Annotated in this window: 26 protein-coding genes and 1 other RNA gene; 13 read left to right on the top strand and 14 right to left on the bottom strand. The window is 54.6% G+C overall.

Annotated elements, in window-relative coordinates; translation table 11 throughout:
* The 6 genes from rnpB to Q0N43_RS10970 all read left to right on the top strand — a co-directional run.
* An RNA gene (rnpB, locus tag Q0N43_RS10995) (RNase P RNA component class A) lies at window positions 1-348 on the top strand; the annotation flags it as partial.
* Between the two features lie 105 nt (window positions 349-453).
* Window positions 454-1,089 carry a Yip1 family protein gene (locus tag Q0N43_RS10990; protein ID WP_295446303.1) on the top strand — a complete coding sequence of 212 codons (636 nt, stop codon included), beginning with the start codon at window positions 454-456 and terminating at the stop codon, window positions 1,087-1,089.
* A gap of 51 nt (window positions 1,090-1,140) precedes the next feature.
* Window positions 1,141-1,674 carry a J domain-containing protein gene (locus tag Q0N43_RS10985; protein ID WP_295446301.1) on the top strand — a complete coding sequence of 178 codons (534 nt, stop codon included), beginning with the start codon at window positions 1,141-1,143 and terminating at the stop codon, window positions 1,672-1,674.
* A 39-nt stretch (window positions 1,675-1,713) separates the two neighbouring features.
* Complete coding sequence (locus Q0N43_RS10980) at window positions 1,714-2,106, top strand: hypothetical protein (protein ID WP_295446299.1); 393 nt, start codon at window positions 1,714-1,716, stop codon at window positions 2,104-2,106.
* A 51-nt stretch (window positions 2,107-2,157) separates the two neighbouring features.
* The gene (locus Q0N43_RS10975; RefSeq protein ID WP_295446297.1) at window positions 2,158-4,131 is read left to right on the top strand and encodes a TonB-dependent receptor; all 1,974 of its coding nucleotides are present in this window, start codon (window positions 2,158-2,160) and stop codon (window positions 4,129-4,131) included.
* 10 nt (window positions 4,132-4,141) lie between these two features.
* Window positions 4,142-5,482 (top strand): PepSY domain-containing protein, encoded by a 1,341-nt coding sequence (locus Q0N43_RS10970; RefSeq protein WP_295446295.1) that lies wholly within the window; start codon window positions 4,142-4,144, stop codon window positions 5,480-5,482.
* Here Q0N43_RS10970 and Q0N43_RS10965 read toward each other — a convergent pair.
* The 9 genes from Q0N43_RS10965 to Q0N43_RS10925 form a co-directional block, all read right to left on the bottom strand.
* Window positions 5,470-5,874 carry a SufE family protein gene (locus Q0N43_RS10965; protein WP_295446293.1) on the bottom strand — a complete coding sequence of 135 codons (405 nt, stop codon included), beginning with the start codon at window positions 5,872-5,874 and terminating at the stop codon, window positions 5,470-5,472. The two genes, Q0N43_RS10970 and Q0N43_RS10965, sit on opposite strands and share 13 nt — an antisense overlap.
* A 25-nt stretch (window positions 5,875-5,899) precedes the next feature.
* Complete coding sequence (locus Q0N43_RS10960; RefSeq protein WP_295446291.1) at window positions 5,900-6,142, bottom strand: hypothetical protein; 243 nt, start codon at window positions 6,140-6,142, stop codon at window positions 5,900-5,902.
* Between the two features lie 27 nt (window positions 6,143-6,169).
* Window positions 6,170-6,442 (bottom strand): hypothetical protein, encoded by a 273-nt coding sequence (locus Q0N43_RS10955; RefSeq protein WP_295446289.1) that lies wholly within the window; start codon window positions 6,440-6,442, stop codon window positions 6,170-6,172.
* Between the two features lie 44 nt (window positions 6,443-6,486).
* On the bottom strand, window positions 6,487-6,798 hold the full coding sequence (locus tag Q0N43_RS10950) for a hypothetical protein (RefSeq protein WP_295446287.1): 312 nt from the start codon (window positions 6,796-6,798) through the stop codon (window positions 6,487-6,489).
* Window positions 6,798-6,953, bottom strand: coding sequence for a hypothetical protein (locus Q0N43_RS10945; protein ID WP_295446285.1), 156 nt, complete (start codon window positions 6,951-6,953; stop codon window positions 6,798-6,800). Before Q0N43_RS10945 ends, Q0N43_RS10950 begins: the two co-directional genes overlap by 1 nt.
* A gap of 26 nt (window positions 6,954-6,979) precedes the next feature.
* Complete coding sequence (gene pspC / locus Q0N43_RS10940) at window positions 6,980-7,363, bottom strand: envelope stress response membrane protein PspC (RefSeq protein WP_295446283.1); 384 nt, start codon at window positions 7,361-7,363, stop codon at window positions 6,980-6,982.
* 1 nt (window position 7,364) lies between these two features.
* Complete coding sequence (pspB, locus tag Q0N43_RS10935) at window positions 7,365-7,652, bottom strand: envelope stress response membrane protein PspB (protein ID WP_295446281.1); 288 nt, start codon at window positions 7,650-7,652, stop codon at window positions 7,365-7,367.
* Window positions 7,653-7,655: 3 nt separating this feature from the next.
* Window positions 7,656-8,339 (bottom strand): phage shock protein PspA, encoded by a 684-nt coding sequence (pspA, locus tag Q0N43_RS10930; protein WP_295446279.1) that lies wholly within the window; start codon window positions 8,337-8,339, stop codon window positions 7,656-7,658.
* A 109-nt stretch (window positions 8,340-8,448) separates the two neighbouring features.
* Complete coding sequence (locus Q0N43_RS10925) at window positions 8,449-8,637, bottom strand: hypothetical protein (protein ID WP_295446277.1); 189 nt, start codon at window positions 8,635-8,637, stop codon at window positions 8,449-8,451.
* Window positions 8,638-8,805: 168 nt separating this feature from the next.
* Here Q0N43_RS10925 and pspF point away from each other — a divergent pair, with 168 nt between their 5' ends.
* A complete protein-coding gene (gene pspF / locus Q0N43_RS10920; protein WP_295446276.1) occupies window positions 8,806-9,843 on the top strand; it encodes a phage shock protein operon transcriptional activator in 1,038 nt (345 codons plus the stop codon).
* 49 nt (window positions 9,844-9,892) lie between these two features.
* Here pspF and Q0N43_RS10915 read toward each other — a convergent pair whose 3' ends face one another.
* The 5 genes from Q0N43_RS10915 to dapF form a co-directional block, all read right to left on the bottom strand.
* Window positions 9,893-10,456 (bottom strand): urate hydroxylase PuuD, encoded by a 564-nt coding sequence (locus Q0N43_RS10915; protein ID WP_295446274.1) that lies wholly within the window; start codon window positions 10,454-10,456, stop codon window positions 9,893-9,895.
* A gap of 142 nt (window positions 10,457-10,598) precedes the next feature.
* Entirely contained in the window at window positions 10,599-11,228 is a 630-nt protein-coding gene (locus tag Q0N43_RS10910) for an inner membrane-spanning protein YciB (RefSeq protein WP_295446272.1), read from the bottom strand.
* Window positions 11,225-12,154 carry a signal recognition particle-docking protein FtsY gene (gene ftsY / locus Q0N43_RS10905; protein ID WP_295446270.1) on the bottom strand — a complete coding sequence of 310 codons (930 nt, stop codon included), beginning with the start codon at window positions 12,152-12,154 and terminating at the stop codon, window positions 11,225-11,227. The genes Q0N43_RS10910 and ftsY overlap by 4 nt, the downstream gene beginning before the upstream one ends.
* Window positions 12,151-13,404 (bottom strand): tRNA (N(6)-L-threonylcarbamoyladenosine(37)-C(2))-methylthiotransferase MtaB, encoded by a 1,254-nt coding sequence (gene mtaB, locus Q0N43_RS10900; protein WP_295446305.1) that lies wholly within the window; start codon window positions 13,402-13,404, stop codon window positions 12,151-12,153. Before mtaB ends, ftsY begins: the two co-directional genes overlap by 4 nt.
* 8 nt (window positions 13,405-13,412) lie before the next feature.
* Window positions 13,413-14,219, bottom strand: coding sequence for a diaminopimelate epimerase (gene dapF / locus Q0N43_RS10895; RefSeq protein WP_295446267.1), 807 nt, complete (start codon window positions 14,217-14,219; stop codon window positions 13,413-13,415).
* A gap of 243 nt (window positions 14,220-14,462) precedes the next feature.
* On the opposite strand from dapF, the gene ffh reads away from it, so the two are divergent.
* The 6 genes from ffh to trmD form a co-directional block, all read left to right on the top strand.
* The gene (gene ffh / locus Q0N43_RS10890; protein WP_295446265.1) at window positions 14,463-15,950 is read left to right on the top strand and encodes a signal recognition particle protein; all 1,488 of its coding nucleotides are present in this window, start codon (window positions 14,463-14,465) and stop codon (window positions 15,948-15,950) included.
* 45 nt (window positions 15,951-15,995) lie between these two features.
* Window positions 15,996-16,616, top strand: coding sequence for a 30S ribosomal protein S16 (gene rpsP, locus Q0N43_RS10885; RefSeq protein WP_295446263.1), 621 nt, complete (start codon window positions 15,996-15,998; stop codon window positions 16,614-16,616).
* Window positions 16,617-16,718: 102 nt separating this feature from the next.
* Window positions 16,719-17,234 (top strand): ribosome maturation factor RimM, encoded by a 516-nt coding sequence (gene rimM / locus Q0N43_RS10880; protein ID WP_295446261.1) that lies wholly within the window; start codon window positions 16,719-16,721, stop codon window positions 17,232-17,234.
* 30 nt (window positions 17,235-17,264) lie between these two features.
* A complete protein-coding gene (locus tag Q0N43_RS10875) occupies window positions 17,265-17,534 on the top strand; it encodes an AbrB family transcriptional regulator (protein WP_295446259.1) in 270 nt (89 codons plus the stop codon).
* A complete protein-coding gene (locus Q0N43_RS10870) occupies window positions 17,535-17,924 on the top strand; it encodes a type II toxin-antitoxin system VapC family toxin (protein WP_295446257.1) in 390 nt (129 codons plus the stop codon). It abuts the gene before it with no gap.
* On the top strand, window positions 17,924-18,564 hold a 641-nt coding region (gene trmD / locus Q0N43_RS10865; RefSeq protein WP_295446255.1), incomplete at its 3' end, for a tRNA (guanosine(37)-N1)-methyltransferase TrmD. The genes Q0N43_RS10870 and trmD, both read left to right, overlap by 1 nt.

The following is an 18,564-nucleotide window of genomic DNA, read 5'->3' as shown; positions in this document are numbered from 1 at the left end:
AACTGCTAAGGGGAGGAAAGTCCGGGCTCCAGCGAGGAACGGTGCCGGATAACGTCCGGCGAAAGCAATTTTAGGGAAAGTGCCACAGAAAATAGTCCACCGCATTTCGATGCGGCCAGGTCGAAACGGTGCGGTAAGAGCGCACCGCGTTTCTGGTAACAGAAATGGCAGGGCAAACCCCACCGGGAGCAAAACCGAATAGGGGCGGCATATGGCATCCTCCTGCCAGTCGCCCGGGTTGGTTGCATGAGTGCCGCAGCAATGCGTCGCCTAGATGAATGGTCGCACATCCGCCGAAGCTTTAGCGAAGGTGGAGGACAGAACCCGGCTTACAGACCCTCTGGCTTTTTACCCCATGCGCGCACGTTCGCGAGTTGACGCGAACGTCAATGTTTACATATTGGCGCCATTATGTTCAGTTCCATGCCAAGCTAATTCTGGAGGGCTAAGTCAATGTCGATTGTGGAACGCGCCAAGAATATCATCTTCAAACCAGCGGATGAATGGAATGTCATTGCTGCCGAGCCAGCAACTATTGGCAGGCTCTTTACGAGCTACGCAATGCCTTTGGCGCTGATACCATTGGTCTCTGCGATATTATTTACCGGATTATTGGGTATTTCTGCCGCTGACATGATGGGACTTGGCGGTGGCATCATGTCAATGGGGATAACGGCCATAGCGGGCATGGCCGTCGTCAGCTTCGTCTTGTCACTGGTTACACTGTTTCTGATGGCAACTATCGTTAAGCTCGTGTCGCCAAGCTTTAACGGCACTTCGGACAATGTGCAGGCCATGAAGTTGATGACGTACGCCAGCACGCCGAGTTGGGTCGTGGCGTTGGTGAGCTGGATTCCCTTTTTGGGGGCGTTACTGTCCTTTGCTGCCATTGCGTATGTGGTTTACCTGATTTACCTTGGTCTAAATCCCGTACTCGGCGTTCCAAAGGAAAAAATTGCCGGCTTTACGGTGGTCATCGTGCTCATCTATGTTGTTCTCACACTCGTCATATCTGGCATCGTCGCGGGGCTGCTATATTCAACGTTCTTTGGCAATCCGATGATGGGCGGCACGCTGTCCGGCGCATAAATTGCGTTTACGCCCCTAGCAAAATGCGTATCTCGCCGCTAAGTCGGCGGCATGGTGCGAACTACGCGACGAAATGACTGGGGTTTTCCCCGCTGGCGCGGCTATGGCAGCAGCAGCGAGGCGCAGCAGGTGCGCCTGTGTGACCGATATGGCTGCAACAAGGCTGGAAACTGCCCCGCGCCAAAATCTCCAAACAATCCCGACCGCTGGATGTTCTGTGAAGAGCATGCGGGCGAGTATAATCGCGGTTATGACTATTTTGAGGGGCTGACCAAGGAGGAAGCCGACGAGCGTGAGGCTAATGAGCGCCGGGATTCTTCAGGCTATAAGGAATCCGCGCATTATGGCTGGGCAGGGTCCGGCGATGGCAGCCGAAGCCGCGATGAAATGCATGCGCTTGATATCTTAGGCCTCGAAAGCGATTCTACGTTTGAGGACGCGAAAAAGGCGTGGCGCAAGATTGCCAAGGAAACGCATCCTGACGTGAATCCCGGCAACACCAATGCGGCAAAGGCGTTTCAGGCAGGCCAGGCGGCGTATGACGTCCTGCGCGTTGCCGAAGAACGCCGTGCGTGGAAGGGGTAGCACCTTGCGTGGCCGAAATCGCAAGCGCATAGCGCCTGAGTGATTCGGACATTGTCGCTTATCCGCAGTCTTGCCGCCGCATTCATAGTGTTGGCGCTTGCCATGCGTGTCATTATTCCTGCCGGTTTTATGCCATCTGCCGAGCGCAGCTTTGCGCTGACCATCTGTGCGGGGATGGATACCCAAACCGTCTGGATGGATAAATCGGGCAAGCTGCACAAGGAAGATCCATCAAAAGGCAAATCGGTTGAACACCAACCTTGTGCTTTTGCAGGGGCAGCAATAACGGCGGATTTTCCGGCGGCCGCCTTGCAAATTGATATGGCCCCTGTTGCGCGGGCGATACCCGTTTTTGCCAAGCGCGAAGTATCGGTTGGCGCTGGCTTAGCCGCGCCGCCACCTCCGGCCATTGGGCCACCTTCTTATATCTAAACCAAAGGGCTGCTTTGCGGCCCATTTTCCGTTTAGATTTAGGAAACTACCATGAAATTTTTATCCATTTTGCGCGCCACTACGGCGTGCATCTTTTGTGCAATCATTACCCCCGCCGCCGCTGAAGATGCTGCGGATGCCACAATCATTGTCACCGGTCGCGCGGCGGCCGACCAAGCCGAAGTAATCGCACAGAAAACCGCAGGTGGTACCGACATTGTCAGTCATCAGGATTATGCCGACAAGACGGTCGTATCGTTGCGCGATACATTGGCCTTTTCCCCCGGCGTATATACGCAACCACGCTTTGGACAGGAAATCCGCATTTCCATTCGCGGTTCTGGCTTGTCGCGCGGGTTTCACATGCGCGGGTTGACGTTATTGCAGGACGGCATTCCCATCAACCTTGCCGATGACAATGGTGACTTTCAGGAACTTGAACCGATATTCTTCGATCATTTGGAGGTATATCGTGGCGCAAACGCGTTGAGGTTCGGTTCCGGAACGCTGGGCGGCGCAGTTAACGGTGTGACACCAACGGGGGATAATGCCCCGGGGCTATACCTGCGCGGTGACGTCGGCAGCTTTGATTTTTATCGGGGCTTGGCATCGTTCGGCGCAGGTGACCAAAACGCCAACGCCTGGGCCGCGATTAGCGCGGATAGCCATAAGGGGGATCGCCAACATGCGCGGCGGGATTCCATTCGGTTCAACGGCAATGTCGGCTTGCGCGTCTCGGGCATTATATCGACGCGATTTTACGGCAGTATGACGACATTGGATCAAGAGTTACCGGGCGCGATGACTCGTGCAACGGCATTGACTGCCCCGCGCAGTGGCAATTTCATTGGTGATCAGGCCCGCGATATCGATTCCATCCGTATCCAGAACCGGACTCGCTTCGACTTGGGCAATAGCTATTTGGATGTCGGGGCCTTTTTAAATTCCAAGGAATTATATCACCCGATTTTCCAAGTGGTGGATCAGGTGTCGATGGATCGCGGCGTGTTCGCCCGCTACGACCTCGCAGGCGAACTGTGGAGTGTTACATTGGGAGTTGAATCACGTTGGGGGACCATTGACGCAAAGCGTTTCGTGAACCTGAGCGGCAAACGTGGCGCGATGACATTCGACGCTGATCAGACAGCGCGCACGACCAACATCTATGGTGAAATCAGGGTCAGTCCAATCGAAAAGCTAACCCTTATCGCTGGCGTTATCTACGCCGATGGGTTTCGCAAACAATCGCAAATTGTGCCCATAGCGGTGACGGCGCAGGCATCGTTTGATGCGGTGTCACCAAAAATGGGTGTGCTTTGGGAACCTGCAACTGAAATCCAGTTTTTTGCGAACCACAGCAAATCGGCCGAATTCCCGACCTTTGTTGAACTGGCACAAATTGCCGCCTTTGTTCCGGTGCGTGCACAAGTCGCGTGGACCTCGGAATTTGGAACGCGTGGGGAATTGGGCGGGGTAAGCTGGGATGTGGCGGTTTATCGCGCCAATATCAAACGGGAGATGCTTCAGTTTACCGTCGGGCCGGACATTCCCGCAGCAACCTTTAACGCGAACAAGACGCGTCATCAGGGCGTTGAAGCTGCGTTCAGCGCCGCGCCGACCAATTGGCTGCGCTTCCGGCAAATTTGGCAATATTCGGACTTTAGATTTGTGGGTGATGCCCAATATGGGAACCGCCGATTGCCAGTCGTTCCAGTCCACGTCCTGCGGTCTGAGCTTCGGCTGGGCGGCGATGACCTTCATATTTCGCCAAATGTGGAATGGGTGCCCCAAGGTGCTTGGGCGGATTATCGGAACACAGCCCGTAATACAGGCTATACCCTGTTGGGCGTATCTGTCGGTGCCCGCATCAGAAATGGTGTTGATGTATTCGTCGATGCGCGAAACCTGACAGGCGTGAAAGCCATTGGTGACGTGTCAGCAGCAATATTGGCGACGCCAGCTTCGGCCATTTATTATCCGGTTGAACGTCGGGCCACTTATGGCGGCGTTCGGATGCGGTTTTAGGAGGTAGGGCATGGAAAATACATCAATCTACCGCACAATTTGGCGTTGGCATTTTTATGCCTCTTTGTTCGTCATGCCGCTTGTTCTTGTGCTGGCGACAACAGGCGCAATCTATCTGTTCAAGCCGCAATTGGACCGTTGGGAGGAACGCGCATTTAGCAATCTTTCGACCCATGGGGCCGTGTCCCCCAACGCACAACTGGCCGCGGTCATGGACATTAATCCGGGTGCGCAGTTCCATAGCTATCGGTTGCCCGCGCGGGACGGGGACGCCGCCGTGATTCATCTCGGGCTCGCCGATGGCCAGTCCATGCGGGACGTCTATGTGTCACCGCAGGGCAAGGTTTTAGGGAGTGTTGACCCTGAAAGCCGCATTTCCGCAACGGTTGCGCACATTCATGGTTCGCTTTTGATCGGCAAAATGGGGGATTGGATTGTTGAACTTGCGGCCTGTTGGGCCATAGTGATGATCCTGACCGGCCTATATATGTGGTGGCCGCGCGGGCAGGGGCTTCTTGGCGTTGTGTGGCCCAGGCTTGGCAAGGGTAAGCGTGTATTCCTGCGCGACCTTCATGCAGTGACTGGCTTTTGGGTTTCTGGCCTCGCACTTGTTTTGCTGATCACGGGGCTGCCATGGGCAAGTGTCTGGGGCGATGCCTTTCGCTTGGCAAGGGCGGAGCTTGGCCTCGTTCAAGGCACGCAAGACTGGAAAACAGGCAGGAATGCTCCACATGCCGAGCATGATCATGACGCCATGATGAAAATGCAGGCTGCCGGGATACCGCTTATTGGCCTCGCCGACATGGTGGCCAAGGCAAAACTGGAAAAGCTGCCGCATCCGGTTTTCGTGAAACCGCCGGGCGCGCCGGAGCGTTTTGGTCCACCGACACCCATGGCGTGGACGATTAAGTCAGAGGCGCAAAACCGGCCACTAAACCGCAGCATTAGCTTTGATGTTGCGACAGGCAAGGAGATGTCGCGAACGGGCTTTGCGGACAAGCATGTCATTGACCGCGCTGTGAATTATGGAATTGCATGGCATGAGGGCCAGCTTTTTGGCTGGATCAATCAGCTTGTTGGTGTGTTGACCGCGTTGGGCCTGATCACTTTGGTTATATCGGGCTTTATGATGTGGCGACGGCATAAGCCCGTTGACGCGCTTGGGGCGCCTATTGCCCCAGCACTGCCGCAGAAAATACGCGGCGTGGTCGTGATCATCGCTGTAATGGCCATATTGTTGCCATTGCTTGCGGTTTCACTGCTGGCTTTGTGGCTGTTTGACCGGTTGCTGCTGCCCCGCCTTCCGGCCTTTGCGCTTTGGCTGGGCGTCCGGCCAGCTCAGATGGCATAACGCGCGGCAGTTTCGCGGATGAGGGCAATCATATTGGGAATGCCCTGCGTCCGGTTTGAACTGAGTTGGTTCTTCAGGTCAAACGGGGCGAGGGCATTTTCAATATCGGTATCCAAAATGTCGGCGGCGTTTTTGCCATCCACCGTTTTGAGCACAAGTGCGATGATGCCCTTAGTAATCGCGGCATTGCTATCCGCCATAAACGAAAGCTGGTTTTTGTCCGTGACCGGATACACCCAGACACTTGCCGAGCAACCCCGAACCAATGTCGCATCGGTTTTCAGCGCATCCGGCATGGGTGCCAGTTCGCGGCCAAGATCGATCAACAAACGATAACGGTCGTCGGCTTCGAGGAATTCATATTCCTCTTGGATATCGGTGAGTGTGGTCATGGCCACCCGCATATGGCTGCGGGGGTTAGATATCAATCCCTGCCGCGATAGCCTCAAGCTTTTTGACGCGTTCTTTTAAATCAGCGACTTCGATACGCGATGTTGCTGATGGCACTGGAGCGTCGCTGCTGCGGCGGGCAATGTCTAACTCGGCATGCTTCAGCGCAAGCCAATCGCGCCATCCACGCAAGCCCAGCGAAGAGACAATCCCGACGGACAGCACCGCAAAAGCGCCGATGATGATGTAGAAATTGGGATCCTGTTCCATGGTTCCTTCCTTTCGCGCCGCGCGCCGTTACCGGCTGCGCAGTTCCTCAATCTGACGGTTAAGATCGTTGGCGCTATTACTCTCGGTGGCAATGCGTTCCAGTACCTGAATACGTTCTTTCAGCGCCTTAATCTCGTCTTGCATCTGCTGCGTTTCCGCGCTGTTCAGCAGACGATGGGTTTTGGTACCCAAAAAGTCTTGATCCTCAACTATGCCATGCTTGGTTTTTTGTTTTGTCTGGATGATCTTGCCAACAGTGACGATTAATATGATCGCAACGACCATTTCAAACGGGCCCATAAAGTCCTCCTCAAATTCCCAAGTGGTGCGGTTTATAAAACCGCTTAATTGCTTGGCCCGCGAAGGGCTTCTATTTCTTCAGACAAGCGTCCAGCCTTATCAGTTACAATCCGTTCGAGCACCGCCACGCGTTCTTCTAGGCGGCCGATTTTGCCATTAAGTGCTTCATTGTCGTTGCTCAAAAGCATGATTTTGCGTTCGGCTTCGGGATAGTCACCATCGGTCAGCGCGGACTTGCCGCCCCATTCATCTTCCAAAGGATAGCCATGTTTGGCGCGGATCCAGTTGTTGACCAGCCAACCGACCGTCATCAGCGCAACAATGGCGATGACGAAATTTGGTCCACCAAAGTGCATTATAAATCCCTCCAAGGCAGACGGCGGGTCATGGGGCAAATGGGCGTATCGCGATAGTCAACACCCCAATTGCGGCGGTCGGCCTGACGCTTTTTCTGCGCAAAATGGCGGTAGGCAAACCAACCAATCAGGCCAAGAATGATGAGCGTGAACATATATTATTCCCTATATAAGCCCCTGGTTAACGTAAGCTTTCTATCTCGTCGGCCAGCTGCTTATTGTTGCTGACATAATAAGTTTCCATTTCGGCCAAGCGATGGTCGATTTCGCGAAAACGCGAACGAATGTCGCGGGTGGTGCGGGCAGGGGATTGACGCACGCCTTGCCAAAATTTCTGCTCTTCACGGTCGTCGGTGTACAGATGCACGGGCTTTTGATGGGCCATCCAAGCCGTGATGACATAAGCGATCAGCGTCCAGGGGAAGCCGCCCATCAGCGTCAGCATCACGGTACCTAGACGCACCCAGAGAACATCAACGCCAGTATAGTCCGCAATTCCGGCACAGACGCCCTTCCATTTGGCATTTTGCTTATCGAGGTAAAATTTGGTGTGTTTCCCTGACATTTCAGCGGTTCCTTTCCAGCTTGCGTGCATTTTCGGGGTCAAATTTTGGCGCATCGAGGTCCATGCGGCGCGGTTGCCAATTTGGATTTTCCTGTGCAACCAAGCGTTCTACGGTGTCCAGGCGATCTTCCAACCGGCGCGCCAGTTCATGCATATCGCCAAGCATACGCTCATCATCATTTGTCAGCGTCGCCGCGGTTTTCCAACGCGTCACATAATGCAGTACAAGCCATGGGAGAGCTACAAACAATATCCCCATGACCATAATCGGAACGAGTACGTCTTCCATGGCTCAGGCTTCCTTTTTCTGGTCGGCCTTCATGGCCTTTTTCATTTCTTCCAGCTCGGCATCGACGACATCGAAGCTTTCAAGCGCAGCGATTTCGTCACCCAAAGTGCGTGGCGCTTCTGACCCGATAGACAGAGAGTCCGCATAACCTTGTGCTTCATCGACGCGGCGTTCGAGGACATCAAAGCGTGAAAATGCCTCGCGGACCTTGTCGCCATTGTACATGGTGCGCAGCTTGACTTGGTTTTCGGCGCTTTCCAAACGTGTCATCAGTGCATTTTGGCGGCTGCGCGCGTCGGCCAGCTTTTTCTGCAACTTGTGAATATCCTGCTCGGAGGCCTTGAGCGCATCGTTCAGAACATCGACCTCCGCGGTCAATTGCTCCTTCATGTCCGTCGCCTTGCGCTTTTCCAATAAGGCCGCCTTGGCAAGGTCTTCACGACCCTTTGACAGCGCCAGATGGGCTTTGTCTGTCCAATCTGTTTCAAGCGTGTTCAGCTTGTCAATATGGCGACGCAGTTCTTTCTGGTCTGCAATGGTGCGCGCCGCAGACGCCCGGACCTCGACCAGTGTTTCTTCCATTTCCAATATGATCATACGGATCATTTTGGCTGGGTCCTGCGACTTGTCGAGAAGGTCGGTCACATTGGCAGCGATGATATCGCGGGTTCGTGAAAATATGCCCATGGGGTAACTCCGATAATGTATATTGGCGACTTCATTCAAAAAGGTGGCGACCGGATGCCTTTCGGCGGGGGAGGGGGAGCTGGGGCACTCCGGTCGCAGGTTACCGAAATCAGGCAAGATAGCTGACAACGATTGACCTATTCAGTTGGGTGCGCGCGCTGACCTCGCCATCGTTGCGGTGGTTCAGAACCGAAACAGCATAGCTGCTAAAGATCATCGTGAAGGACAAAGCGACCGCTAACCAGAGACGGCTATCTTGTTCGCTTGAATGACTACCTATTTCGATATCTTTGCGCATTTTGTTTATTCCCAATTTTGTTTGCCAGTGTTTGCTGGCTTGCAAGATACAGTGCAGGGACCGTGCCAATTCGCATTTTTGTTGCATTTCTGCCGTTTCTCAAAATTTACACGTGCAAGGTGCTAGTAATTATTGCCACTCTATGGTGAAATATGCCAATATTTGAAAATGGATAGAGACAGCGTTCAATTCATTGGTCAATCGACCGCATTTTTGGATGCCGTGGAGCGTGCAAGTCGTGCCGCGCCGCTTAATCGTCCTGTATTGGTTGTAGGCGAGCGCGGGACTGGCAAGGAATTGATTGCCGAGCGTCTCCATCGCTTAAGTGCGCGCTGGGATGGGCCTTTGGTCACGATAAACTGTGCTGCTTTGCCGGAAACGCTTATTGAGGCTGAGTTGTTTGGGCATGAGGCTGGGGCGTTTACAGGCGCAACGCGGGCACGCGAAGGGCGCTTCGAAGAGGCTGATGGCGGAACGCTTTTCCTCGATGAACTTGGTACCTTGAGCATGGGCGCGCAGGAACGCTTGTTGCGCGCGGTCGAATATGGCGAGGTAACGCGCATCGGTTCATCCCGTCCCATGCGCGTTGACGTGCGCATCGTGGCGGCAACCAATGAACATTTACCCAATATGGTCGACAAGGGGCGGTTTAGGGCCGACTTGCTTGACCGCTTATGTTTTGAAGTCATCACCTTGCCGCCGCTGCGTGTGCGCGAAGGTGATATTGAGGTTCTGTCTGAATATTATGGGCGCAAAATGGCTGCGGAATTGGGTTGGGAGGGCTGGCCCGGATTTGGCGAAGTTGCAACCCGCGCGTTGGAAAATCATTTTTGGCCGGGCAATGTGCGTGAGCTGCGCAATGTTGTAGAGCGCGCTATATATCGCTGGGCCGACCCGGCACAGCCCGTCGATTATATTCAGTTCGACCCGTTCGACAGCCCTTGGCGGGGCGGGGTGGCGGCTTCTGCCCCTGCGCAGGTGCAAGCCGATAATCAGAACAGCTCCGCCGAAACGCGTTATTCAATGGATCCTAGTGAAACGCTGGATGTAACGGATTTTCGCGAGGCGACCGAGAAGTTTGAAAAAGCGGTGTTGGAGCAAGCGCTCGCCAAATGTCGCTACAATCAGCGGCAGACCGCCAAGGCACTTAATCTCAGCTATGACCAATTACGCCACACGTTAAAAAAACACGATCTGTTGGGATAAAAAAGGGGCGGCATATGCCACCCCTTCTTTGCAATCCAAATGTCCGGATTTAGCCGCCGTTAAAGCTCACCATTGTGTAGAGCATCGGAATCGACAGCAATGTGTTCAAGCGCGATGTCATCATCGCTGTGGTCGCTGCCTTCGCCTTTGTTGCGTCATCCGCTTCAACGATACCCAGCGCCTTTTTCTGGTTTGGCCAGATAATGAACCACACGTTGAACGCCATGATAACGGCAAGCCACATGCCGATACCGATCAGCTTGTAAGGATCTTGCAGAGTGAATGCTTGATGCGCGTAGCCAGCTTGAACGGCGATAATTAATCCGAACAATACAGTCAGCGCTGCGCCCCAACGAAAGAAGAACAACGCTGATGGCGCGATATGCTTTGAAATACCAGGCTTAAGCTCCGCAGGCACCTTTGGCATGGTCGGAATTTGTACGAAGTTGAAATAATATAATAATCCGATCCAGACGATCCCGAAGAATGTATGTAGCCAGCGCGTGATAGCTTGCGCCGTAACGCCGTCGCCGTGCACGCCAAACATTACTGCCAATGACAGCACTAGCCCCGCGACCAGCACCAGATGTAGATTTCCAAAAAACTTCGCCATTTTTTCCTCCTGTAGGCATTCAGGTCATATTGCCCCTGACGGCATGCTGACTATCTGGGTGATAGCAGCTTGTCACATAATTTCTGCGTCTGCAGCAAATCTCGACGGCAATGGCGCATCGCGCGCCGAACAATAGATTCATTTATCCCTTTGGCGGAAGCTCGGTATCATCGCTGAGTTTTAAGCCATGACGCATGAGCATGGGGATATTAGCCAAGGCAAATAGGAAGGTGAGGGCGGTGACGCCCCACACTTTGATCGAAAGCCAAGTATCAAACGAAAACCATTCGGGCCGACGGAAAATCTCGTTTAATCCCGCCAGCACCAAGAAGAATAGGCCCCAGCTTAAAGATAGCTTCAACCAGCCTGCTTCGCTCAGACCCTGATAGGCGGCTTCAAGCACATATTTCAGCATGGCTTTGCCGCGCAACCAGCCACCTAGTAAAAGCACCGCGAAAAAGGTGTAAATGATCGTCGGCTTAATCTGGATAAAGCGTTCATCGTGGAACCAGATCGTTAATGCGCCGAAAAATACCCCCAAGGCCGCCGTTAGCTTTAACATTGGCGAAATCTTGCCCAGCTTGAATTTTGACACGATCACCGCGACGATGATTGCGGCCATGAATGCCGCAGTACCAACAATTGCGCCTTGTTTCGGGTCCGCATCGGAGCTGCCCAATTTTGACGCGATAAAGAACAAGAATAATGGCCCGAAATCGAGAACAAAATTCAGCGTGCCCGATGGCTTTTGTTTTCGAGGGGCCTCGCTCACAACGAACCGCCGCTAATGGCGCGGGCAACATCTTGCGGATTGAACGGCCGCAAATCATCAATGGATTCGCCTACACCAATGGCGTGGATAGGGAGTCCAAATTGCTTGGCTGCCGCGACCAATATGCCGCCGCGCGCGCTGCCGTCCAATTTTGTCATCACAAGTCCAGTCACGTCGGCAACTTCCTTAAAGGTTTCAATCTGCGACAACGCATTTTGACCTGTTGTGGCGTCAAGTACGAGGACTACATTATGCGGAGCGGCGGGATTTAGGCGGCCCAGGACCCGTCGGATTTTTGCGAGTTCATCCATCAACTCCCGCTTATTCTGCAACCGGCCTGCGGTATCGACGATCAGGACATCAATCCCTTCGACTGTAGCCTTTTTAACAGCGTCAAATACGACGCCAGCCGCATCGCCGCCTTCGGGGCCAGTGACAATCGGCACGCCAATGCGCTCTGCCCAAATCTTCAATTGGCCAATGGCGGCAGCGCGAAAGGTATCACCCGCCGCTAGCATGACGCCATAATCCTGCTCCAGAAACAGGTTGGCGAGCTTTGCGATTGTCGTCGTCTTGCCTGAGCCATTAACACCAATCACCAAAATGACTTGCGGGCGAGGGAAGGCATCGATTTCCAGCGGGGAAGCGACCGGCGCAAGGACCGAGGCAATTTCATCTTCTACGATCTGCCTTATGCCATCGGCATCAATGCCCTTGTCAAAGCGGCCAGCGGCAATTTTGTCGCGGATTTGTGATGCCATGGCTGGGCCGAGGTCGGAGGCAATTAACGCATCCTCAATCTCGTCGAGATCGCTTGCGTCAAGTTTCGCCTTGGTGACAAGTCCCGCAATATTCTCGGTCAGCTTACCCGACGTTTTTTTTAGGCCGCCGAACAAACGGTCCGTCCACCCAGCATTCTCGCTCATTCGATAACCTCTGCCTGTAAAACTTCGTCTTGGATGTGCGTGACGCGGACCGATACGATACGGCCTTCCGGCATCATCTTATTGAGCTTCAGATACGCGAAATTTTCAGCGTGACCAGCCAATCCGCCGCTTTCGACAGCAACATTATGGATCGACCCTATCAGCGCATTTATCCAAGCGGCTTTCTCGGTGGCGACTGCATCGCGCAGGGCTTTGGCGCGGGCCTTGATAATCTGGGGCGGCACTTGCGGCATGCGCGCCGCTGGTGTGCCCTTTTTGGACGAATAGGGAAATATATGTCCATGGACTATACCGCATTGGCGCACCAGGTCGACGCTGTTGGCAAACATGGCGTCATCCTCGGTCGGGAAACCGGCGATGATATCGGCGCCAATGGCAATGTCCGGCCTTTTTGCTTTCAAACGCGCAACAAGGTCAATCGCCAGTTCACGGCTGTGGCGTCGCTTCATCCGTTTCAGGATCATGTTGTCGCCTGCCTGCAATGACAGATGGACATGCGGCATGACCCGCGCTTCGCTGGTCAGCAGGTCAAACAGCCGCGCGTCAATTTCTACGCCGTCGATGGACGAAAGACGCAGGCGCGGAAGGTCTGGCACAAGCTTCAAGATACGCTCAACTAGCGAGCCGAGATTTGGTTGCCCCGGCAGATCATGGCCATAGCTGGTGACATCGACGCCCGTCAGCACCACCTCCTGAAAACCAGTGTCCACCAACTTTTGAATATGTTCGATAACGCTACCCGCCGGAACAGACCGGCTGTTGCCCCGGCCATAGGGTATGATGCAAAAGGTGCAGCGATGGTCGCAGCCATTTTGCACCTCAACAAAGGCACGGGTTTTGCCCGCGTAAGCGGTGACAAGATGTGGCGCGGTTTGCGCAATTGTCATGATGTCCGACACAACAACCGGGCGGTCCGGGCGATTGATTATCTCGCGCAGCAATGCGGCATTCTGTTTCTCATGATTGCCGAACACACCAGCAACCTCGGGCATATTCTGAAAGGTTTCTGGCTCCACTTGTGCGGCGCAGCCAGTTACCCATAAGCGGGCATCGGGGCGGCGTTTATATGCTTGTCGAATGGCTTGCCGCGTTTGGCGGACCGATTCATTGGTTACAGCGCAACTGTTAATGATGATAATGTCTTCATGCCCTGCAAGTTGCTCGGCTAAGGCATTGCTTTCGGCAAGGTTAAGGCGGCACCCCATGCTGATTAATTCAGGCTTTAGCAGCGGGGTGTTCATCCAAAATCATCCCAGTCGGCCTGTCCGGTAAAGACATAAGTCGCGCTTCCCGTCATGATAACTGGGTTTCCCGGTGTCCAAGCGATGGTCAAGCTGCCACCTGATTGGTGGACGACAACAGGTGACTGAACCTTACCTTGCCTGATCGCGGCAACCGCCGTAGCGCAGGCCCCTGTGCCGCACGCGCCCGTAAGGCCAGCGCCGCGCTCCCATACGTTCAGGCGGATCTCATTGCCGTCGATGGACGCGACATTGACATTTACGCGTTCTGGAAAGGCGGCATCATGCTCAATGATTGGGCCAAGCTGTACGAGATTAACCGCATCGGTGTCGTTTACAAAGAACACGGCATGCGGGTTGCCCATGTTGACCGCCATGGGGTTTTCCAATTCTTCCCAAGCAAGGGGCAGGGAGCCACTGTCCATGGCAAAAGCGAGCGGAATATCTTGCCAGTCGAACTTGGCGTCGCCCATGGCAACCGTCACGTCGTTGCCGGACAATTGCCCGGAGATAATCCCGCCCTTTGTTTCGATTTTCAGGTCTTGCTTCAACAAAGCAACAACGCAGCGCGAGGCATTGCCGCACGCTTCGACTTCACTGCCATCTGCGTTAAAAATGCGCATGGCGACATCGGCAACTTTGGAGGTGAGTACAAGGATGAGTTGGTCACAGCCAATACCGGTCTTCCGGTCCGCAATCGCTCGCGCGCGGGCAGGGGGCATTTCCATCGGACATGCGCGCGCATCAATAATGACGAAGTCATTACCCAGCCCATGCATCTTGTGAAATTCGCCTTTTGCCATCCACGGCGATTTAGGGGCTACAGGCCGGAGTGTCCACCGCTCATGCTAATCGTCATCGGGCCCCTTGCCACACGGAATGATTTGCTTTTTGGAAAGCGTGTTGGTAAGAGCAAGTGCAAGACAGCAACCCTGTCATTCAATATTTGTTGGAAATCCATAGTTTCCAGGCTGGTTGGCGAAGATTCGCTCACCGGCTTTTTGTTCGTTTATGCGCCATATGGGGCGATTTGGTAAGGAATGTCGATGTTTGACAAGCTAAGTGACCGGTTAGGAGGGGTGTTTGATCGCCTTCGCGGTCGCGGTGCGTTGAACGAAGCCGATGTGCGTGAGGCGATGCGCGAAGTGCGCGTTGCCTTGCTTGAGGCAGACGTTGCATTGCCTGTCGTCCGTGAATTCATCGACAAGGTGACCGAGCAAGCCGTTGGCGCGCAAGTGTTGAAGTCAGTCACACCGGGCCAGCAAGTCGTCAAAATCGTTAACGACGCGCTTGTCGAAATGTTGGGCGCTGAACAAAGCGACCTGAACCTCGCCGTTGCGCCGCCTGCGATTATCATGATGGTTGGTCTGCAGGGTTCGGGTAAAACCACCACGACTGCAAAAATCGCCAAGATGTTGAAGGCGAAGCACGGTAAAAAGGTCCTGATGGCGTCGCTTGACGTCAATCGCCCGGCTGCGCAGGAGCAATTGGCCACGCTTGGTACGCAGACGGACGTCGCGACCTTGCCCATCGTTCAGGGGCAAATGCCTGTCGATATTGCCAAGCGCGCTATGCAGGCGGCAAAGTTACAGGGTTTTGACGTCCTTATCCTCGACACCGCTGGTCGTTTAAATGTCGATCAGCAACTGATGGACGAAATGCAGGCGGTGGCGAAGGTTTCGGTGCCGCAGGAAATTCTGCTGGTGGTGGACTCGCTTACCGGGCAAGACGCGGTCAACGTCGCCAAAAGCTTCGGCGAACGCGTTGATCTGACCGGTATCGTGCTGACTCGCATGGATGGTGATGCGCGCGGCGGTGCGGCACTGTCGATGCGCGCCATTACGGGTAAGCCAATCAAATTTGCAGGTGTCGGCGAGAAGCTGGATGCGATTGAGGCATTTAACCCAAGCCGCGTTGCTGGCCGTATTCTTGGCATGGGCGACGTCGTCGGCTTGGTCGAACGTGCGTCCGAAATGGTCGAAAAAGAGGACGCGGAGAAGCTCGCGGCCAAAATGGCCAAGGGTCAGTTCGACATGGACGACCTGCGGATGCAATTTCGCCAAATGACCAAGATGGGCGGTCTCGGCGCGTTAGCTGGCATGATGCCTGGCATGAAAAAGGCCAAGCAGGCGATGGACGCCAGCGGTATGAACGATAAGTTACTTGTACACATGGATGCCATCATCGGTTCGATGACACCGAAAGAACGCGCGAAGCCCGAACTGTTAAACGCCAAGCGTAAAATCCGCATTGCCAAAGGATCTGGCATGACGGTGCAAGACGTCAACAAGCTGATTAAAATGCATCAGGAAATGGCAAATGCCATGAAACGCATCCGGAAAATGGGTGGCCTCAAGGGCCTTGCTGCGATGTTCGGTGGCGGCAAAGGCGGCGCAGATTTGGGCGGCGCGATGGAGGGGATGCACGGCCTTCCCCCTGGCGCAATGCCACCTGGCATGGGTGGATTTCCCGGAATGAGCGGCGGTGGCGGGATGCCGCCTGACCTTGCAAGGCTTTTGAATAAAAAGAAATAACATATTGTTTTAGTTTATGTATTTTAAGAAAGGTGAGTTAGTTTTATGGCATTATCAATGCGTTTGTCGCGGGGCGGTTCGAAAAAGCGCCCTTATTATAAAATCGTCGTAGCCGACGCCCGTGCACCGCGCGATGGGAAGTTCATTGAGCGTATCGGCAGCTACAACCCGCAGCTTCCCAAGGACAGCGCTGAGCGCATGATCCTTGATGCTGAGCGTGCGAAGCATTGGCTCGCGGCTGGTGCACAGCCATCGGACCGCGTTGCTCGTTTCCTTGACCTTGCTGGCGTTAAAGAGCGCAAGGTCAAAACCAACCCGAACAAGGGTGAGCCTGGCCAAAAAGCCAAGGATCGCGCAGAAGACAAGGCAACCAAGCTTGCCGAAGCTGAAGAAGCTGCCGCAGCAGCCGCCGCTGCTCCAGCACCTGAGCCAGAGCCTGAAGTCGTTGCCGAAGAAGCACCTGTAGCTGAAGAATTTGCACCTGCCGAAGCTGCTGCTGAAGAAGCACCTGTCGCTGAAGAAGCCGCACCTGCCGAAGCTGCTGCTGAAGAAGCACCTGTCGCTGAAGAAGCCGCACCTGTCGAAGCTGCTGCTGAAGAAGCGCCTGCCGCTGAAGAAGCTGTGCCAGCCGCTGAAGAAGCAACTGAAGAAAAGGCTGAGGGCTAAATGCCTTCTCCCCTCCCGCAGGCGGGGGGGGTCGGGGGTGGGCTACCATCCTCGAGAGCAGAAAGCTCGCCTATAGCGAGCCCCACCCCTAACCCCTCCCGCATGCGGGAGGGGAACGACCACACCGTCACGCTTGCCGCCGTTTCCGGCGCGCATGGCGTGACGGGTGAAGTCCGTCTTAAGCTGTTTGCGGATAACCTCGACAGCTTGAAACATCACAAGAGCTTCAATGATGGGGCGCTCACGGTAAAGTCGCTCCGCCCGACCAAAGACGGCGCAATCGCCCGCTTTGCCGAAATCAACGACCGCAACGCCGCAGAGAAGCTGCGCAGCACCCTGCTAACCGTCCCGCGCGAAGCTTTGCCGGCATTGGGTGAGGGCGAATATTATTATAGCGACCTGTTAGGCCTGCCATGCGTGTCCACCGACGGGACGGACCTCGGCATTTGCGTTGCCGTCGAAAATTTCGGCGCAAGCGATGTCCTTGAAATTCAGATGCCTTCTGCCGACGGCAAGCCGGGCAAAAAGTTCATGGCCCCTATGACCGCAGATGCCGTGCCCGAATGGGGTGCCCAAGCCGACGGACGTATCGTCATTGACGCGGCGTTCGTGATTTAGTATATACAGACTTGATATACGGAGGTTGTAATGGCGCGACAATGGACCACCAAAGCATTCAAATCGGGCAACTCTGTCGCCCTGCGGTTGCCGAAAGGTGCTGGGTTCGTTGAAGGCGATGACGTCGTCATTCTTCCCCATGAGAGCGGGCGCATTTCGATATGGAAAGAATCCGAAGCATTGACGGTTCTGATGAGCCTATATGGCAGCATGTCGCCCGGCTTTATGAAACATGGCCGAGGAAATATTGATCAAGATGATCGCGTCTGGGACACGTCGTCCCACAAGTCGGTGGCGTGATTGTATCTTCTTGACACCAATATCTGCATCGATTTTGTCGATGGCCGCAGCGATATTGCGCGGCAACGGGTTAAAGACAACTTCAAATCAGGTTTATGCGTTTCTGCCATAACCGCAGCAGAGCTTCTGGTCGGGCCGAGACAATCGAACGATCCCGAAGGAGATCGAGAAAAAGCTGAACGCTTCTTGACGATCGTGAGCACTATGGATTTCGATCATCTCGCCGCCGAGCATTATGCGATGCTGGTACAGCGCGTTGGCGTTAACAGGCGGAGCTTTGATCGTTTAATTGCGGCCCACGCGCTGGCGCTGGGTGCCGTTTTGGTAACCAATAACGAAAAGCACTTTGCCGACGTGCCGGGGTTGATCGTTGAGAATTGGACGGTTTGATGACCTTCCACGCCCAAATCCTCACCCTCTACCCCGAGATGTTTCCCGGACCGCTGGGGATATCCTTGGCTGGCCGGGCGCTGGAGGAGCGGAAATGGTCTTGTGCGCCTATTCAGATCCGCGACTTTGCGACGGACAAGCATCGGACCGTTGATGATACACCCGCAGGCGGCGGGGCAGGGATGGTATTGCGGGCGGATATTCTGTCGGCGGCGGTGGAACATGCGGCTGCTAAGGATCCTACTATTCCAATCCTTGCTATGACGCCGCGTGGAAAGCCAATCACGCAAGCCCGCATCCGTGAACTGGCCGCTGGACCCGGCGTAACCGTTCTCTGTGGCCGGTTTGAGGGCTTTGACGAGCGCCTTTTTGATGCCCACCCTGAAATCGAGCAAGTTTCAATGGGCGACATCATCCTGTCGGGCGGCGAAATTGGGGCGTTGATGCTGTTAGACGCTTGCATTCGGCTGCTTCCCGGCGTAATGGGCGCGTCTTCCAGCGGTGACGAAGAGTCCTTTGAACAAGGATTGCTTGAATATCCGCACTATACCCGACCCAATGATTGGGAAGGGCGTATGATCCCTGAAGTGTTGCGATCGGGGGATCATGCGAAAATAGCTGCTTGGCGGAAACAACAGGC

Origin of the sequence: Sphingorhabdus sp. EL138, from assembly GCF_945882965.1 — a bacterium.
Lineage (GTDB): Bacteria > Pseudomonadota > Alphaproteobacteria > Sphingomonadales > Sphingomonadaceae > Sphingorhabdus_B.
Note: the sequence above shows the minus strand (reverse complement) of the source record. Positions and strands in the feature narration are given on the sequence as shown.

Bases quoted from the DNA above. Each gene is read 5' to 3' on its own strand.
- Q0N43_RS10990 (WP_295446303.1), top strand. From the start codon at position 454: ATGTCGATTGTGGAACGCGCCAAGAATATCATCTTCAAACCAGCGGAT.
- Q0N43_RS10985 (WP_295446301.1), top strand. From the start codon at position 1,141: ATGGTGCGAACTACGCGACGAAATGACTGGGGTTTTCCCCGCTGGCGC.
- Q0N43_RS10975 (WP_295446297.1), top strand. From the start codon at position 2,158: ATGAAATTTTTATCCATTTTGCGCGCCACTACGGCGTGCATCTTTTGT.
- Q0N43_RS10970 (WP_295446295.1), top strand. From the start codon at position 4,142: ATGGAAAATACATCAATCTACCGCACAATTTGGCGTTGGCATTTTTAT.
- Q0N43_RS10965 (WP_295446293.1), bottom strand. From the start codon at position 5,874: ATGACCACACTCACCGATATCCAAGAGGAATATGAATTCCTCGAAGCC.
- Q0N43_RS10960 (WP_295446291.1), bottom strand. From the start codon at position 6,142: ATGGAACAGGATCCCAATTTCTACATCATCATCGGCGCTTTTGCGGTG.
- Q0N43_RS10955 (WP_295446289.1), bottom strand. From the start codon at position 6,442: ATGGGCCCGTTTGAAATGGTCGTTGCGATCATATTAATCGTCACTGTT.
- Q0N43_RS10950 (WP_295446287.1), bottom strand. From the start codon at position 6,798: ATGCACTTTGGTGGACCAAATTTCGTCATCGCCATTGTTGCGCTGATG.
- Q0N43_RS10945 (WP_295446285.1), bottom strand. From the start codon at position 6,953: ATGTTCACGCTCATCATTCTTGGCCTGATTGGTTGGTTTGCCTACCGC.
- pspC (WP_295446283.1), bottom strand. From the start codon at position 7,363: ATGTCAGGGAAACACACCAAATTTTACCTCGATAAGCAAAATGCCAAA.
- pspB (WP_295446281.1), bottom strand. From the start codon at position 7,652: ATGGAAGACGTACTCGTTCCGATTATGGTCATGGGGATATTGTTTGTA.
- pspA (WP_295446279.1), bottom strand. From the start codon at position 8,339: ATGGGCATATTTTCACGAACCCGCGATATCATCGCTGCCAATGTGACC.
- Q0N43_RS10925 (WP_295446277.1), bottom strand. From the start codon at position 8,637: ATGCGCAAAGATATCGAAATAGGTAGTCATTCAAGCGAACAAGATAGC.
- pspF (WP_295446276.1), top strand. From the start codon at position 8,806: ATGGATAGAGACAGCGTTCAATTCATTGGTCAATCGACCGCATTTTTG.
- Q0N43_RS10915 (WP_295446274.1), bottom strand. From the start codon at position 10,456: ATGGCGAAGTTTTTTGGAAATCTACATCTGGTGCTGGTCGCGGGGCTA.
- ftsY (WP_295446270.1), bottom strand. From the start codon at position 12,154: ATGAGCGAGAATGCTGGGTGGACGGACCGTTTGTTCGGCGGCCTAAAA.
- dapF (WP_295446267.1), bottom strand. From the start codon at position 14,219: ATGGCAAAAGGCGAATTTCACAAGATGCATGGGCTGGGTAATGACTTC.
- ffh (WP_295446265.1), top strand. From the start codon at position 14,463: ATGTTTGACAAGCTAAGTGACCGGTTAGGAGGGGTGTTTGATCGCCTT.
- rpsP (WP_295446263.1), top strand. From the start codon at position 15,996: ATGGCATTATCAATGCGTTTGTCGCGGGGCGGTTCGAAAAAGCGCCCT.
- rimM (WP_295446261.1), top strand. From the start codon at position 16,719: ATGCGGGAGGGGAACGACCACACCGTCACGCTTGCCGCCGTTTCCGGC.
- Q0N43_RS10875 (WP_295446259.1), top strand. From the start codon at position 17,265: ATGGCGCGACAATGGACCACCAAAGCATTCAAATCGGGCAACTCTGTC.